This is a genomic window from Stenotrophomonas sp. YJH_SMC_130 (genome assembly GCF_059369035.1).
Map to the genome: position 1 here is coordinate 96,308 of NZ_JCAFSH010000006.1, position 16,241 is coordinate 112,548.

The window sequence follows — 16,241 nt, forward strand, 5'->3', positions numbered from 1 at the left end:
TTCCCATCGATCAGACCACCGGAGGAACCGCGCCATGCAGGCACGCCATCTGTTGTCCGCCGCAATGCTGTGCTTGGCGGTGGCCGCCTGCCAGCCGGCCCAGCAGGAACCTGCCAAGCCGCGCCCGCCGGTGATCCTGATCGAGGCCGATGCACCGCCGCGGCCGATGAAGCCGGAGTTGCCGCCGCTGTTCGATGACATCGAGCGCCGCACCTTCCAGTTCTTCTGGGACACCACCAACGAGATCAATGGTCTGACCCCGGATCGCTATCCGTCGCGGCCATTCGCCAGCATCGCGTCGGTGGGTTTCGCGCTGACCGCGTATCCGATCGGCATCGAGAACGGTTGGGTCAGCCGCAACCAGGCGATCGACCGGACCCTGACCACGCTGAAGTTCTTCCGCGACGTGCCGATGGGCCAGCAGCGCACCGGCAAGGCGGGCTACAAGGGTTTCTACTATCACTTCCTGGACATGCAGGAAGGCCGTCGCTACGACAGCTGGGTCGAACTGTCCTCGGTGGATACCGCACTGCTGATGATGGGCGTGCTGTTCGCGCAGTCGTACTACGACGGTGACGATCCGCGCGAAAAGGAAATCCGCCAGATCGCCGATACCTTGTACAAGAAGGTCGACTGGCCGTGGCTGCAGCAGCGTGCACCGCTGATCTCGATGGGCTGGTTCCCGGAGAGCGGCTTCATCGACCACGACTGGATGGGCTACAACGAGGCGATGATGGTCTACATCCTCGCCCTGGGCTCGCCCACGCACCCGGTCAGCCCGGACGCGTGGACGGTGTGGACGCGCACCTATGACAACGACTGGGGTGTCTACCAGGGCCAGGAATACCTGTCCTTCGGCCCGCTGTTCGGCCACCAGTACAGCCACGTCTGGATCGATTTCCGCGATATCCAGGACGCGTACATGCGCGAGCGCGGCAGCACCTATTTCCTCAACAGCCGCTCGGCCGCGCTGGCCCAGCGCGAGTACGCCATCGCCAACCCGATGCAGTGGAAGGACTATGGCGAGAACGTGTGGGGCCTGACCGCCAGCGATGGCCCGCAGAACACCACGCAGGAGTACCGCGGCGAACAGCGCCAGTTCCGCCACTACTCCTCGCGCGGCGCCGGCCTGCGCGAGAACTTCGATGACGGCACCATTGCCCCGACTGCGGCAATCGCCTCGGTGGTGTTCGCGCCCGAGCAGGTGATCCCGGCCACGCTGGAAATGCACAAACGCTACGGCGACTACATCTATTCCAGCTACGGCTTCCTGGATTCGTTCAATCCCAGCTTCAACTACGACATCCCGATCAAGACCGGTCGCCTGGTGCCGGATCGCGGCTGGGTCGCCAGCGACTACATCGCCATCGACCAGGGGCCGATCCTGACCATGATCGCCAACTACCGCAACGACTTCGTCTGGGAAGTGATGAAGAAGAATCCGTACATCCGCAAGGGCCTGGAGCGGGCCGGATTCAGCGGTGGCTGGCTGGCGCCGGAAGGGTCGTTCCAGCCGCTGGAACTGCAGAAGGACGAAAAGGCCGCGGCAGCACGCGCGGTGGGTATCGCCGAATCACGCGCGGCTGCCGCGCAGGAACAGAAGAACAATGCCAACCGCACCACAGGCCAGGGCAAGTAACCCGATGCCGAACTGGATCGACCGCCTGCGCCGCTGGGCGCTGCCTGCCCTGGCCGCCCTGGCCGTGGCCGGCTGCGCCCGCACCGAACCGGGCACCACCACCGTGCGCTTCTGGGCGATGGGCCGCGAAGCCGAGGTGGTCAGCGAGCTGATCCACGAGTTCGAGGCCGAGAATCCCGGCATCAAGGTGGATGTGCAGAACATCCCGTGGACCGCCGCGCACGAAAAGCTGCTGACCGCGTTCGCCGCCGATGGCCTGCCGGACGTGTGCCAGCTCGGCAACACCTGGGTGCCGGAGTTCGCCGAACTCGATGCATTGACCCCGCTGCAGCCGTTCGTGCAGCGCTCCACTGTGGTCGATCCGAAAGATTACTTCCAGGGCATCTGGGATACCAACGTGATCCACGGTGAGCTGGTCGGCGTGCCGTGGTACGTCGATACGCGCCTGATCTACTACCGCAAGGACCTGCTGGCCAAGGCCGGCTACGACCACCCGCCGCGTACCTGGGCCGAGTGGGACGAGCAGATGGCGGCGATCAAGCGCATGCAGGGTCCGAACCGCTACGCGGTGCTGATGCCGATCAACGAGTTCGAGCAGCAGCTGTCGCTGGCCCTGCAGCAGCCCGACCCGCTGCTGCGCGACGACGATACCCGTGGCAATTTCGCCAGCCCGGGATTCCGCCGCACGCTGTCCTTCTACGCCAACATGTTCGAGCAGGGCTGGGCGCCGAAGATGTCCGAGACGCAGATCTCCAACGTCTGGGATGAATTCTTCCGCGGCTTCAACGTGTTCTACATCTCCGGCCCCTGGAACATCCGCGAGTTCAAGAAACTGCAGCCGAAGGAACTGGAAGGACAGTGGGGCACCGCTGCGCTGCCGGGGCCCGACGGTCCGGGCGCGGGCATCGCCGGTGGCACCAGCCTGGTGATCTTCCGCAAGTCGCAGCAGAAGGAGGCGTCCTGGAAGCTGATCGAATTCCTGTCGCGCCCGCAGATCCAGGCACGCTTCCATTCGATCATCGGCGACCTGCCGCCACGCCGCAGCGCCTGGAACGCGCCGTCGCTGGCCAACGACCCGCTGGCCGCCGCGTTCCGCGATCAGCTGGAGCGGGTCAAGCCGACGCCGAAGGTGCTCGAATGGGAGCGCATCGTGCAGGAAATGCGCATTGTCACCGAGAAGGTGGTGCGCGGTGGCCTGCCGCAGGACAAGGCCGTGGCCGAACTGGACCAGCGCGTGGACAAGGTGCTGGCCAAGCGCCGCTGGATGCATGAACAACAACGCCTGCAGGAGCGCGCGCCGTCGCCGCAATCGAGCAGCGCAGTGGCCGCCGGGAGCGCGCAATGAAACGTACTTCGCTGGCCGGCTGGATCTTCGCCGGCCCCTCGCTGATCGTGCTGGGCGTGTTCTTCGGCCTGCCGGTCGCCTCGGCGCTGGCGCTGAGCGTGACCGACTTCGACCTCTATGCACTGGCCGACAGCAGCAACCTGCGCTTCGTCGGCCTGGGCAACTACATCGACCTGCTGCAGACGCCGATGTTCTGGAAGTCGCTGTGGAATACCACCTACTTCGTGCTGATCGGCGTACCGTTGTCGATCGGTGTGTCGCTGGGCGCGGCCATGCTGCTCAACGCACCGGCCGCCCGCTTCAAGGCCCTGTTCCGTACGGCACTGTTCGCGCCGGTGGTGACCACGCTGGTGGCGGTGGCGGTGATCTGGCGCTACCTGTTCCATACCAGCTATGGACTGGTGAACTACGGGCTGGGCCACCTGGGCATCAGTCCGATCGACTGGCTGGGTGATCCCAACTGGGCGATGCCGACCATCATGCTGTTCGCGGTGTGGAAGAACTTCGGCTACAACATGGTGATCTTCCTCGCCGGCCTGCAGGCGATCCCGCATGACCTGTACGAAGCCGCGCGCATCGACGGCGCTTCGCGCTGGAAGCAGTTCCTGCACATCACCCTGCCGATGCTCGGCCCGGTACTGCTGGTGGTCGGCGTGATCACCGTGTCCGGCTATTTCCAGCTGTTCGCCGAGCCGTATGTCATGACCCGCGGCGATCCGCTGCAGAGCACCGTCAGCGTGCTGTATTTCATGTTCGAGGAAGGCTTCAAGTGGTGGAACCTGGGGCGCGCCTCCGCGGTGGCGTTCCTGCTGTTCCTGATCATCCTGGCGGTGACCACCGTGATGCTGCGTTTCGGCCGCAAGAGGCAGTTGGTATGAGTCGTGAAATCGGCCAGTCGCGCTGGTATCCGTGGATGATCAATGGTGCGTTGCTGGTGCTGGCCCTGGTCAGCCTTGCACCGCTGCTGTGGATGCTCTCGGTCTCGTTCATGCCGCAGGGCGAGGCCAGTCATTTCCCGCCGCCACTGCTGCCTTCGAGCATCACCACGCACAACTACCACGAGCTGTTCGCGCGCACCGGCATGGGCGGCAACTTCGCCAACAGCCTGCTGGTGTCGCTGGCTATCACGCTGGGTTCGCTGCTGCTCAACACCATGGCCGGCTACGCCTTCGCCAAGCTCAACTTCGTTGGCCGCGAGCGCCTGTTCCAGGTGCTGATGGCAGCGCTGGTGATCCCGGCGCAGGTGGCGATGCTGCCGCTGTTCCTGCTGATGAAGCAGCTGGGCCTGGTCAACAGCTTTGGCGGCGTGATCGTGCCAGCGCTGGCCAGCGTGTTCGGCATCTTCCTGGTGCGCCAGTACGCGCGTTCGATCCCGGACGAGCTGCTTGAAGCGGCCCGCATAGACGGCGCGGGTGAGCTGCGCATCTTCTTCCAGATCGTGCTGCCGATGCTCAAGCCGGTACTGGTGACCCTGGCGATCTTCACCTTCATGGGTGCATGGAACGATTTCATGTGGCCGCTGATCGTGTTGACCGACCAGGAGCACTACACTTTGCCGGTGGCGCTGGCCACCCTCTCGCGCGAGCACATCATGGACGTGGAAATGATGATGGCTGGCGCGGTGGTCACCGTGGTTCCGGTGCTGGCACTGTTCCTGGTGCTGCAGCGGTACTACATCCAAGGTCTGTTGCTGGGGAGCGTCAAGGGATGAAGCGAGCGATCGCCGTTGGACTGGGCCTGTTGTGGACTTCCCTGGCGATCGCCGCACCACCGGCACTGCCGGCGCCGAAGGTACTGGACGATTTCGACGACATCGGCGCCTGGAAGCTGGTGCTGTCAGACCAGATCAGCGGTTCGCTGCGGCCGGTGAGCGGTGCCGGTGGCGGCCGCGCGCTGTGCCTGGACTACGATTTCCACAAGGTGTCGGGCTACGTCGGCATCCGCCGCGCGCTGGGTATCGAGTACCCGGCCAACTACCGCTTCGGCTTCCAGCTGCGGGGAGATTCGCCGGGCAACGACCTGCAGTTCAAGCTGATCGATGCCAGCGGCGATAATGTCTGGTGGGTCAACCGTCCGGGCTACAGCTTCCCCAAGGCGTGGACGCCGGTCGAATACCGCCGTCGCCAGATCGACAAGGCATGGGGGCCATCGCCGGAGAAGGAGATGGCGCGCAGCGCTGCGGTCGAGTTCACGATCTACAGCAAGGTCGGCGGCCGCGGCACGGTGTGCTTCGACAAGCTGACCCTGCAGGGCCTGCCGCCGCAGGATGATTCGGCGCTGGTGCCATCGGTGATCGCCGACACCGCCACCGCGCTGCAGGACCGGATGATTGACGGAAAGAGCGATACGTTCTGGATCAGTGGCGGGGTCAAGCAGCAGACCATCAGCCTGGACCTGCACAAGAGCCGCGAGATCGGCGGTGCGGTGATTGACTGGCTGCCGAACCTGGAAGCCAATCGCTACACCGTGCGTACGTCCGAGGATGGCCGGGACTGGCGCACCGTGCGCGAGGTGACCGGCGGTGCGGGCGGCCGCGACTGGCTGGCGCTGCCGGATACCGACGCGCGCTACGTGCGCTTCGATCTGCACGATGGCCCGAACTGGCGCTATGGCATCCGTGACATCACGCTCAAGCCGCTGGCGTTCGCGGCCACGCCGAACGCATTCCTGTCCTCGGTGGCGGCCGACCTGCCGCGCGGCTTGCTGCCGCGTGCATATGTGGGCGAACAGCCGTACTGGACGCTGCTCGGCCTCGATGGCGGCCAGGAGCAGGCACTGATCAGCGAGGACGGTGCGCTGGAACCGGCCAAGGGCAGTTTCAGCATCGAGCCGTTCATCCGCGTGGACGGCAAGTTGCTGGACTGGTCGACGGTGGCCATCACCCAGTCGCTGCAGGATCGCTACCTGCCCATCGCCAATGTCGACTGGGTGCATGAGAAGGCCGGCCTGGCGGTAACCAGCTTCGTGCAGGGCACGCCGGAGCGCGCGCAGCTGATCGGCCGCTACCGGTTGAGCAATCCGGACAAGGTGGCGCACGAGTACACCCTGGCGCTGGCGATCCGGCCGTGGCAGGTGAACCCGCCGACCCAGTTCCTCAATACCGTCGGCGGCTTCAGTCGCATCGATGCGCTGGATGTGGGCGAACAGCTGGTGCGCATCAACGGTGAGCCGCGCATCTATCCGTTGCAGGTGCCGGATGCGCGCTTCGCCAGCACGTTCGATGGCAAGCTCGACGCGATGCATCTGGCCTCCGGGAAATACCCGGCCAGCACGGCGGTGAAGGACAGCACCGGCATGGCGTCCGGTGCGCTGCTGTATACGATCAAGCTGGAGCCTGGCCAGAGCCGAGAAGTGGCGGTGGTGTTGCCACAGACCGGAGGCTGGGCGCCGCAGGCGCTGGATGTGGCCAAGGCGCAGGCACAGGTCGCAGAGCAGTGGCGGCAGAAGCTGGGGGTGGTCTCGTTGCAGGTACCGGCTGCGGGCCAGGCACTGGTCGATACCCTGCGCACCGCCGTGGCGCACATGCTGATCTCGCGGGTCGGCCCGCGCCTGCAGCCGGGCACGCGCTCGTACGCACGCAGCTGGATCCGCGATGGCGCGATGATTTCCGAAGGCCTGCTGCGCATGGGCCGCAGCGACGCGGTACGTGACTACATCAACTGGTATGCGCCGTTCCAGTTCGAGAACGGCAAGGTGCCGTGCTGTGTCGATGCGCGCGGCAGCGACCCGGTGCCGGAGAATGACAGCCACGGCGAACTGATCTACAGCATCGCCGAGTACGGGCGTTACACCGGCGACAGCACCTTTGCCGAGCTGATGTGGCCGCACGTGCAGGGCGCTTACAGCTACATGGAGCAGCTGCGTGCCAGCGAGCGTACCGAAGAGAACCGTGCGCGCAACCCGGCCTTCTACGGGATGATGCCGGCCTCGATCAGCCACGAAGGCTATTCGGCCAAGCCGATGCATTCGTATTGGGACAATTTCTGGGCGTTGCGCGGCTACAAGGATGCGGCATCGCTGGCGGCCCAGCTGGGCAAGGTCGAAGCCATGCAGATTGCCGAATCGCGTGACCAGTTCCGTGATGACCTGCAGGCCTCGCTGCTGTCGGCGATGCAGCAGCACAACATCGATTACCTGCCGGGCTCGGCCGAGCTGGGCGATTTCGATGCGACCTCGACCACCATTGCGCTGGCTCCGGGCGGTGAACAGGGGCGCCTTCCGCAGCAGGCGCTCGATGCCACTTTCGAGCGCTACTGGAAGGAATTCGTGGCCCGTCGGGACGGCAAGCGCGAGTGGAAGGACTACACGCCCTACGAGTGGCGCAACGTGGCCGCCTTCGTCCGCCTTGGCTGGCGCGATCGCGCCTGGCAGGCGACTGAGTTCTTCTTCAAGGACCGTGCGCCGCAGGCCTGGAACCAGTGGGCCGAAGTGGTCTCGCGCACGCCGCGCAAGCCGTTCTTCGTCGGTGACCTGCCGCATGCCTGGGTCGCCTCGGACTTCGTGCGCTCGGCCCTGGACATGTTCGCCTACAGCCGTGACATGGACGATGCGCTGGTGTTGGCCGCCGGCATTCCGACCGCCTGGCTGCAGGGCGAGGGCATCGCTGTGCAGGGCCTGCGCACGCCGCAGGGCCAGCTCAACTACCGCCTGCAGCGCAGCGACAAGCAGCTGGTGCTGGAGGTGCAGCCGGGTCTGGTGCCACCGGTCGGTGGCGTGGTCTTGCCGTGGCCGTACGCCGGTGATCCGGGCGAGGCGACCATCAACGGCGAAGCGGCCGAATGGACCGACAGGGAACTGCACGTGCACCAGCTGCCGGCGCGGGTCGAGATCGATGTACCGGGCGCGGTGCGCCGCGCCGAACGCAAGGGGCAGTAACGATGAAGCAGCAGGGGGGAAGGGTGCGCACGGCCGTGCGTGCCTTGGGACTGGCCATTGCATTGGCATTGCCGGGTGCCGTGATGGCAGCCGTGCCAACCGCCGCGGCAGCGGCTGACATCGCCAGCGCACCAGGCATGAGCATGGTGACCTTCAACCTGCATCACGACCGCGAGGACTGGCCGAGCCGCCGCCGCACCATCCTGGCCGAGCTCAAGCGCCTGCAGCCGGATGCGGTTGCCCTGCAGGAGGTGATCCAGCGCCGCAACGTGCGCAACCAGGCGCAGTGGCTGGCCAGCCAACTCGGCTACAAGTACGTATTCGTGTCCACCGATCCGGTGGGTGCGCCGAAACGTTACGGCAATGCGCTGCTGACCCGGCGGCCGATCCTCGCCCAGGGTGAGCACCTGCTACAGCCGCTGGACGACTACCGGACGGTCGCCCATCTGCGCATCGATGTGGACGGCAAGGCGGTCAACGTCTATGCCACCCACTTCAACGAGCGCAGCGACGAAAATGGCCAGCGCATCCGTCGCACCCAGGTCGAGGACCTGCAGCGCTTCATCGCCAGCACCTCGGCCGGCGCACCGGTGGTGATCGCGGGCGACTTCAACGCGCTGGTCGATGCCAGTGACCTGAGCGAGCTGCGCAGCCATTACGGTGACAGCTACGGCAGCGTGCACGTCAACACCGACCTGGCCGGGGTCAGTACGCTGAACAGGCGCTACTACCCGGTGGCCTCGCGGATCGACCACATCTTCTTCCAGCAGGACGCGATGGTCGCACGTGAGGCCAAGCTCCTGTTCGACCAGCCCGATGACAGCGGTCGCTGGGCCTCGGACCATTATGGCGTGTGGACCCGCCTGCAATTCGCTCCGGCGCACTGATGTCCTGGTAGGTGCCACCCTTGGTTGGCACGGACGTGTCCGCGTTCGCTCCAACAACGGCGCCGACCAGGGTTGGCCTCTACCAGAGCGCTGCACGCGCCCGGCGCAAAAACAGAAACGGCGGGGATCATCGATCCCCGCCGTTTTTTCACGCGATCAAAGCGCGATCAGTTCGCCGGCGGCGTGCGCTTGGCGCCTTCTTCGTCTTCTTCGTCGGCCTTGGCTTCGGCCGCCTGGGCTGCCGCATCGGCGTGGCCATCGGCGACCGGATCGATCGACGGTGTCACCACTGCATCGGCGACCGGGGCAGCGGCTTCCACCGGTGCAGCTTCAACTGCCACCGGAGCGACCGGCTGTTCGGCCACCGGCGCGGTCTCGACGACCGGCTTGGCTTCAACCACCGGAGCAGCGTCAACGATCTCCGGCTTGGCTTCTACCACCGGAGCGGTTTCGGTAGCGGCCGGCTTGGCTTCAGCCACCGGTGCAGCCTCGACTGCCGCCGGCTTCGCTTCGATCGCCTGAGCGACTTCAGCCACCGGGGCTGCTTCCACCGCGACCGGCTTTGCTTCGACCGCCGGTGCGGCAACAGCCACCGGTTGCGCCGGGGTTGCTGCGTCGATGGCATCGAGCATGCTGGTCTGCACCGGCGAGGACACCGGCTCTGCCTTGGCTGCGGCTTCAACCGCCGCCGGCACTTCGGCGGTGATCGGTGCGGCAGTCTCGACCACGGCGCTGCTCACCACCGCCACCGGTGCGGCGACAGCAGCGGCGGCAGTACGGACCGGCTTCTCGGCTTCGACAGCAACCGGTTCGGCTTCGTCATCGAAATCGAATTCCGGCTGCGCACGGGTCGGCTGTGCGGCGGCGACCGGAGTGGCCGGGGCGGCACTGTCGACGTTCGGCTCGACGCCCTCGGCGTCATCACCCTCGTCACCCTCGTCCTGGTCATCGCCCAGGCCGTCACCACCGGCAGCGTTCTCGGCGCCACCGCGACGACGACGACGGCCGCCACGACGGCCGCGACGGCGGCGGGTTGCACCTTCGCCAGCCTGCTCGCCATGGGCGTCGGCTGCAGTCTCTTCACCGGCAACCGCAACCACCTCGGCCTCGCCGGCAGCGGTCTCGACCGGTACTGCGTCCACCGGAGCGGCGGCCACCGGGGCAACCGGGGCGACCGGTGCAGTGGCTTCCTGCGCGGTCACCACGTTGGCGGCGACGGCGTTGGCGGCCACAGCTGCTGCCGCGGTCACACCTTCAACCGGGGCTTCGGCGACGTTGCGCTGCGGCTTCTCGGCCGGCTTGTCACCATCCTGCTGCTGGCGCGGCTGCTTGGGCTGCTTCAGCTTCGGCTGGTTCTGGCCCTGGCCCTGCTGCTCGTTGCGCGGCTTGTTCTGCTGCTGCTGGCCATCCTTCTGCTGCGGCTCTTTCTGCCTGCCCTGCTGCGGCTGCTGCTGGGCATTGCCGTTGTTGCCGTTGCGGCCGTCCTTGTTGCGCTGCTCAGAACGGTCCTTGCGGTTGCCGCCATCCTTCTGCTGCTGCGCGTTGCCGTTGCCACCGTTGCCACGGTTTTCGTCGCGACGGTCCTTGCGATCCTTGTTGCGATCCTTGTTGCGGTCCTTGCGACCACCGTCCTGCTGCTGGCGCGGAGCCGGGGCGGCCGGAGCCGGCGCCGGTGCCGGCTCGCCACCGAACACGCGCTTGAGCCAACCGATCACGCCGCCGCTCGAAGCCGGCGCCACGGGCGCTGCCACGACCGGAGCCGGAGCGGCTGCAGCCGGAGCCGCTTCCTCGCGCACCGGGGCGGGAGAGGTGTGCTTGACCTGGGTCACTGCCGGCGGCGGGATGTTCAGCTGGCCCTTGGTCAGGGCGTGCACCGGCAGCTTGCGCGGGGTGCCGCGCTGGTAGCTGGGCTTGCTGCTCTCTTCACCGAGCTCGTTCTCACGCAGGCGGGTGACCGCATAGTGCGGGGTGTGCAGCTGCTCGTCGGCGACGATCACGATCGGCGCTTCGTGGCGCTGCTCGATCTCGCGCAGGGCGCTGCGCTTCTCGTTCAACAGGTAGTTGGCGATCTCCACCGGCGCCTGGACCAGCACCTGCCCGGTGTTCTCCTTCATCGCGTGCTCTTCGGCGACGCGGATGATCGACAGCGACAGCGACTCGACGCTGCGCATGCGGCCGTGGCCGTCGCAACGCGGGCAGACGATCTGGCTGGATTCGCCCAGGCTCGGGCGCAGGCGCTGGCGGCTCATTTCCAGCAGGCCGAAGCGCGAGATGCGGCCGACCTGCACGCGGGCACGGTCGTACTTCAGCGCGTTGGCCAGGCGATTCTCGACCTCGCGCTGGTGCTTGTTGGAGGCCATGTCGATGAAGTCGATCACCACCAGGCCGCCCAGGTCGCGCAGGCGCAGCTGGCGGGCCACTTCCTCGGCCGCTTCCAGGTTGGTCTGGAACGCGGTGTCCTCGATGTCGCTGCCCTTGGTGGCGCGCGAGGAGTTCACGTCGACTGCGGTCAGTGCTTCGGTCTGGTCGACCACGATCGAGCCACCCGACGGCAGGCGCACGTTGCGCTCGTAGGCACCTTCGATCTGCGACTCGATCTGGAAGCGGTTGAACAGCGGGATGTCGTCCTTGTAGTGCTTGAGCTTGCGCAGGGTCTGCGGCATCACCTGCTGCATGAACTCGCGGGCGTGCTCGTACATCTCCTCGGTGTCCACCAGGATCTCGCCGATGTCGGCGCGCAGGTAGTCACGCAGGGCGCGCACGATCAGGCGCGATTCCTGGTAGATCAGGAACGGTGCCGGCTTGCTCAGTGCGGCTTCGGCGATGGCGCGCCAGACGTTGAGCAGGTAGTCCAGGTCCCACTGCAGCTCTTCCGCATCGCGACCGACGCCGGCAGTACGGATGATCACTCCCATGTCGTCGGGAATGTTCAGCTTGTCCAGGGCCTCCTTCAGCGCGGCACGGTCTTCGCCCTCGATGCGGCGGGACACGCCGCCGGCGCTGGGCGAGTTCGGCATCAGCACCATGTAGCGGCCGGCCAGCGAGATGAACGTGGTCAGGGCGGCGCCCTTGTTGCCACGCTCTTCCTTGTCGACCTGGACAACGATCTCCTGGCCTTCCTTCAGCAGCTCGCGGATGCCGGCCTTGTTGTGGTCGACACCGGCCTGGAAGTAGTCGCGGGAGATTTCCTTCAGCGGCAGGAAGCCATGGCGGCCACCGCCGTACTCGACGAAGGCGGCTTCCAGCGAGGGCTCGATGCGGAAGATCCGGCCCTTGTAGATGTTGGACTTCTTCTGTTCCTTCGACGGCTGTTCGATGTCGATGTCATACAACGACTGGCCATCCACGATGGCAACACGCAGCTCTTCAGCCTGCGTGGCGTTGATCAGCATTCGCTTCATTGTTGCGTTCCTCGCAAGCGGCTACCGCGCGGAACGCCATGGGGTTTCGCCTCTGGACACGGCTCGCCGCCCATTCGCGCAAGCGCGGGGAGGGCGGCTTGGGTTTCCAGCGCTACGACACCACGGCAGGCCGCGGGAGCGCTTCACTCTTATGGGTTTTGGGTGTTGCAGGGCCGCAGGCAGCTGTCAGCCAGGCTGGAGCGCCACGCGGGACATGTTCAGCACGGTTGCGTGTCAGGCATCCGGCGATGGCCGGGAAGGCCGGTGAGCCGCTAACATGGCCGCCCCGCGGGCGGTGGTCGCGCACTGTGCCGGATTCGTCGGAAGCTGGGCTTCTGGCCCTGAGTAACTTCCAACGAAATCAATCCCTTATCTCGCCCCCCGAGTGTAACAGAATAAACAGCCTGATGACCGCCCAAGACCCGACCAAACCCGCTGGCGACAAGCCTTCCGTGCGCATGATCACCGTTCCCGCCGACCGCGCCGGCCAGCGCCTGGACAACTTCCTGCTCGGCCAGCTGAAGGGAGCCCCGCGCAGCCTGGTGTACAAGCTGGTGCGCAGCGGGCAGGTTCGGGTGAACGGCGGCCGCGCCAAGGCCGAGCGCAAGCTGGAGGCGGGCGATGAGGTGCGTGTGCCGCCGGTCCGTCTCAGCGAGGAAGGAGACAAGGCCGCCCCGCCAGAGGCGTTCATGCGGCGCCTGGAGCAGGCCATCGTCTTCGAGGACGCCCGGCTGCTGGCCCTGAACAAGCCCTCCGGCGTGGCCAGCCATGGCGGCAGCGGCATCAGCTTCGGTGCCATCGAGACCCTGCGCGCGTTGCGCCCGGGACAGACACTGGAGTTGGTCCATCGGCTGGATCGCGACACCTCGGGCCTGCTGATCGTGGCCAAGAAGCGTTCGGCGCTGAGCGAACTGCAGGCGCTGTTGCGTGAAGACCACGGCGCCGGCATCCGCAAGCGCTACCTGACCCTGCTGGCCGGCCGCATGCCGGACGGCGTGATGACCGTCGACGCGCCGCTGCACGTGGGCCTGCGCCAGGGCGGCGAGCGCCATGTACAGGTCAATGCCATCGGCAAGGAATCGATCAGTCACTTCCGGGTGCTGGAGCGCCGCGGCGGCCAGTCGTACTGCGAGGTGCGCATCGAAACCGGCCGCACCCATCAGATCCGCGTGCATGCCCAGCATCTGGGCCATCCGGTGGCCGGTGACGACAAATACGGCGATCCTGCGGTCAACAAGCGGCTTCGTGAGCAGATCGGGCTGAAGCGCCTGTTCCTGCACGCGGCCTCGCTGGAGTTTGCACTGGACGACGGCAAGAGCCCGTATGTGCTGAACGCGCCGCTGGCGGATGAGCTGGTCGAGGCGCTGGACCGCCTGCGCTGACGGCGGTTCGGCGCCGCCGGGTGCTCGGTCGGCGCCGTCGCTTCCCTACGGAGAGTGGGCTTGTCACTTTCTTTGCTCGTGCAAAGAAAGTAACCAAAGAAACACGCCGCCATCCGCGAGCAGGCGCCGCGCGCCGGTGCCCTGCGCTCCTCGGTCCGCCGAGGGACGGCGCGGAACGCGCTGCGCTCAGACACCCGCGCCTCTTCGCCCTCGCCGGACCTGCGGTGCTCGGCTCGCTACAAGGCGGACCCGGACATCCGCAGCGTAGGCCCATACCCGCCCGTGACCTCTCGATACTGTGGGACGTACCAGCCGCGAGGGGGCTCAGCCCGTCGGCCGCAAACCCCTCACCATTTGAACAGCACCAGGCTGATCGCCAGCGTGCCCATGCCCGCCACCAGCCCATAAACGGTCTCGTGACCCTTGGCATAGCGCTTGGCGGCCGGCAGCAGCTCATCCAGCGCCAGGAACACCATCACGCCGGCAATCAGCCCGAACACCCAGCCGAAGGTGGCGTGCGACAGCGACCCGGACAGCAACCAGTAGCCGAGCGCGGCGCCCACCGGCTCGGCCAGGCCCGACAGCAGGCTGGCGCTGAACGCATAGGCCTTGTTCTGGGTGGCGAAGTACACCGGCACCGCGATCGCGATGCCCTCGGGGATGTTGTGGATGGCAATCGCAAAGGCCAGTGGCATGCCCACCGACGGGCTTTCCAGCGTGGCGAAGAAGGTCGCCAGCCCTTCCGGGAAATTGTGCGCGGTGATCGCGACCGAGGTCAGCAGCGCGACCCGCTTCAGGTACTCGCGGCTGTTTTCGCGGAACGCGGGATCCTGCTTGTCCAGGCTGTCATGCGGGTTGGGAATGAAGTGGTCGATCAGCACGATCACGATCACGCCCAGCAGGAACGCCAGGGTGCCGTAGGTGAAGCCGGTGCGCTCGCCATGGGCCAGTGCGAACGAAGCAATGGACTTGTTGAGGATTTCCGACAGCGACACATAGACCATCGCGCCGCCGGCGAAGGCCAGGCCGAACGCCAGCAGGCGCGGGCTGGGGCGGCGCGAGAACAGCACCAGCAGGCTGCCGATCGCAGTGGCGAGGCCGGCCGCGAGGGTGACCGCCAGCGCAATCCAGATGTTTTCGGGGGGAATCTGCAGCATCTACCGACGCAGTCCTGGTCAACAGACAACCGCCCCGGACAGGGCCGGGGCGGCGAGGGCGAGGCGGGCGCCGGCTGGCCTCGTCGGGTGCGTGCGATCAGCCGCCGCGACGCAGGCGCTCTTCAATGGCGAAGCATTGGTCCGGCTTCGGCTGCGGCGGGTTGAAGCTGACCGGCACCTGGATGGTGGCCGGCACCGGCTGGCCATTGCGTGTCGCGGCCTTGAACTGCCAGCCCTGCACGGCGGTTTTGGCCAGTTCGTCCAGCTGCGGGTTGCCCGCGCCAGTCAGCAGGGCGACCTCGCTCGGCTTGCCGTCGGTGCCGATGGTCACCTTGAACGTACTGGTGCCGCCCACGCCCATGCAGGCCAGTTCAAGCGGGTACTGCGGCGGCGGCGTCTTCACCGCTGCGACTTCGGTCGGCGGTGGCGGCGGTGGTGCCGGCGGTTCGGACGAGCCGCAGCCGGCCAGGCCGGTCGCAGCGATCAGGGACAGGCTCAGCAAGCGTACGTTCATGGCAGTTGCTCCGTCAGGGCCGAAGTCTTTGCCGCGCAGATGAAGTCGTTCTCGCTCAGACCGCCCACGTCGTGGGTAGAAAAGCGCACGACCGCGCGGTCGTAGTGCACGCCCAGGTCCGGATGGTGGTCCTCGCGATGGGCAATCCAGGCCAGCGCGTTCACGAAGGCCATGGTGGCGTAGTAATCCTTGAAGCGGAAGGTGCGCGTCAGGGCCTGCCCGCCCTCGCTCAGTTCCCAGCCGGGAACCTGCGGCAGCAGTTCGGCCAGGCGGGCTTCGCCGAGCTTGTGGTCGCTGCCTTTGCGTGGCACGCAACGGGCCTGGGCCAGTGGAATCAGGTCGGCCATGGGAATCTCCACCTCGTGTTGACTGAACAATGCGCCGGACGGTGTATAAACCGAATGAGCGGCTGACGCTTACTTGGCTAGAATAGCCTGATGATCCAGATCTCCGACACTGCCCAGACCCATTTCCGCAAGCTGATCGAACGCGAGGGCGTGCCTGGCATGGGCGTGCGCCTGAGCGCGGTCGACCCCGGTACCCCGCGCGCCGACGCCCGGCTGGAATTCGCCGAACCCGCCGACCTGCTGGGCGACGAGTGGGCGGTGGACTGCGATGGCTTCACCCTCTATGTCGATGCCGGCAGCGTTGGCTGGCTCGACGGTGCCGAGATCGACATCGTCGCCGGCACCGCCGGTGCCCAGCAGCTGACCATCAAGGCGCCGCGCATCAAGGGTGAAGCGCCCGGTGATGCGGCCTCGCTGGTCGAGCGCGTGCACTGGGTGGTGGAGAACGAAGTCAATCCGCAGCTGGCCTCGCATGGCGGCAAGGTGGCCGTGCAGGAAGTCTCGGCCGACGGCGTGGTGCTGCTGCGCTTCGGTGGTGGCTGCCAGGGCTGCGGCATGGCCGACGTGACGCTCAAGCAGGGCATCGAAAAGACCCTGATGGGCCGCGTGCCGGGCGTGACCGCCGTGCGCGACGCGACCGACCACGACAGCGGCCACGCGCCGTACATCCCGCGCGACAACGTCGCCTGATCGC

The 16,241-nt window shown here is 66.6% G+C and carries 12 protein-coding genes; 8 read left to right on the forward strand and 4 right to left on the reverse strand.

Annotated features, from left to right (window positions below; genetic code table 11):
* Nucleotides 1–34: 34 nt before the first annotated feature.
* From AC5P5V_RS10600 to AC5P5V_RS10625, 6 genes are read left to right on the forward strand one after another with little or no spacing between them, the layout of a single operon-like run.
* A complete protein-coding gene (locus tag AC5P5V_RS10600) occupies nucleotides 35–1,639 on the forward strand; it encodes a glucoamylase family protein (RefSeq protein ID WP_231352205.1) in 1,605 nt (534 codons plus the stop codon).
* 4 nt (nucleotides 1,640–1,643) lie between these two features.
* Nucleotides 1,644–2,984 carry a sugar ABC transporter substrate-binding protein gene (locus AC5P5V_RS10605; protein WP_061478009.1) on the forward strand — a complete coding sequence of 447 codons (1,341 nt, stop codon included), beginning with the start codon at nucleotides 1,644–1,646 and terminating at the stop codon, nucleotides 2,982–2,984.
* Nucleotides 2,981–3,862 (forward strand): carbohydrate ABC transporter permease, encoded by an 882-nt coding sequence (locus AC5P5V_RS10610; RefSeq protein ID WP_005410323.1) that lies wholly within the window; start codon nucleotides 2,981–2,983, stop codon nucleotides 3,860–3,862. The genes AC5P5V_RS10605 and AC5P5V_RS10610 overlap by 4 nt, the downstream gene beginning before the upstream one ends.
* Nucleotides 3,859–4,695 carry a carbohydrate ABC transporter permease gene (locus AC5P5V_RS10615; protein ID WP_005417620.1) on the forward strand — a complete coding sequence of 279 codons (837 nt, stop codon included), beginning with the start codon at nucleotides 3,859–3,861 and terminating at the stop codon, nucleotides 4,693–4,695. Before AC5P5V_RS10610 ends, AC5P5V_RS10615 begins: the two co-directional genes overlap by 4 nt.
* On the forward strand, nucleotides 4,692–7,859 hold the full coding sequence (locus AC5P5V_RS10620) for a discoidin domain-containing protein (protein ID WP_134968723.1): 3,168 nt from the start codon (nucleotides 4,692–4,694) through the stop codon (nucleotides 7,857–7,859). Before AC5P5V_RS10615 ends, AC5P5V_RS10620 begins: the two co-directional genes overlap by 4 nt.
* 2 nt (nucleotides 7,860–7,861) lie before the next feature.
* Nucleotides 7,862–8,746, forward strand: coding sequence for an endonuclease/exonuclease/phosphatase family protein (locus AC5P5V_RS10625; RefSeq protein ID WP_134968722.1), 885 nt, complete (start codon nucleotides 7,862–7,864; stop codon nucleotides 8,744–8,746).
* Between the two features lie 167 nt (nucleotides 8,747–8,913).
* Here AC5P5V_RS10625 and AC5P5V_RS10630 read toward each other — a convergent pair whose 3' ends face one another.
* Nucleotides 8,914–12,147, reverse strand: a complete 3,234-nt coding sequence (locus AC5P5V_RS10630) for an Rne/Rng family ribonuclease (protein ID WP_231352204.1) — start codon at nucleotides 12,145–12,147, stop codon at nucleotides 8,914–8,916.
* Nucleotides 12,148–12,554: 407 nt separating this feature from the next.
* Here AC5P5V_RS10630 and AC5P5V_RS10635 point away from each other — a divergent pair, with 407 nt between their 5' ends.
* Nucleotides 12,555–13,529 carry an RluA family pseudouridine synthase gene (locus AC5P5V_RS10635; protein ID WP_061478005.1) on the forward strand — a complete coding sequence of 325 codons (975 nt, stop codon included), beginning with the start codon at nucleotides 12,555–12,557 and terminating at the stop codon, nucleotides 13,527–13,529.
* Nucleotides 13,530–13,876: 347 nt separating this feature from the next.
* On the opposite strand, the gene zupT is transcribed toward AC5P5V_RS10635, so the two are convergent.
* The 3 genes from zupT to AC5P5V_RS10650 form a co-directional block, all read right to left on the reverse strand.
* A complete protein-coding gene (zupT, locus tag AC5P5V_RS10640; protein WP_049417245.1) occupies nucleotides 13,877–14,686 on the reverse strand; it encodes a zinc transporter ZupT in 810 nt (269 codons plus the stop codon).
* Between the two features lie 97 nt (nucleotides 14,687–14,783).
* The gene (locus AC5P5V_RS10645) at nucleotides 14,784–15,200 is read right to left on the reverse strand and encodes an energy transducer TonB (protein WP_005417613.1); all 417 of its coding nucleotides are present in this window, start codon (nucleotides 15,198–15,200) and stop codon (nucleotides 14,784–14,786) included.
* Nucleotides 15,197–15,547, reverse strand: a complete 351-nt coding sequence (locus AC5P5V_RS10650) for a 4a-hydroxytetrahydrobiopterin dehydratase (protein ID WP_021203009.1) — start codon at nucleotides 15,545–15,547, stop codon at nucleotides 15,197–15,199. The genes AC5P5V_RS10645 and AC5P5V_RS10650 overlap by 4 nt, the downstream gene beginning before the upstream one ends.
* 90 nt (nucleotides 15,548–15,637) lie before the next feature.
* On the opposite strand from AC5P5V_RS10650, the gene AC5P5V_RS10655 reads away from it, so the two are divergent.
* Nucleotides 15,638–16,237: an NfuA family Fe-S biogenesis protein gene (locus tag AC5P5V_RS10655; protein ID WP_061478003.1), complete on the forward strand. Its 600-nt coding sequence runs from the start codon at nucleotides 15,638–15,640 to the stop codon at nucleotides 16,235–16,237.
* Nucleotides 16,238–16,241 lie beyond the last annotated feature (4 nt).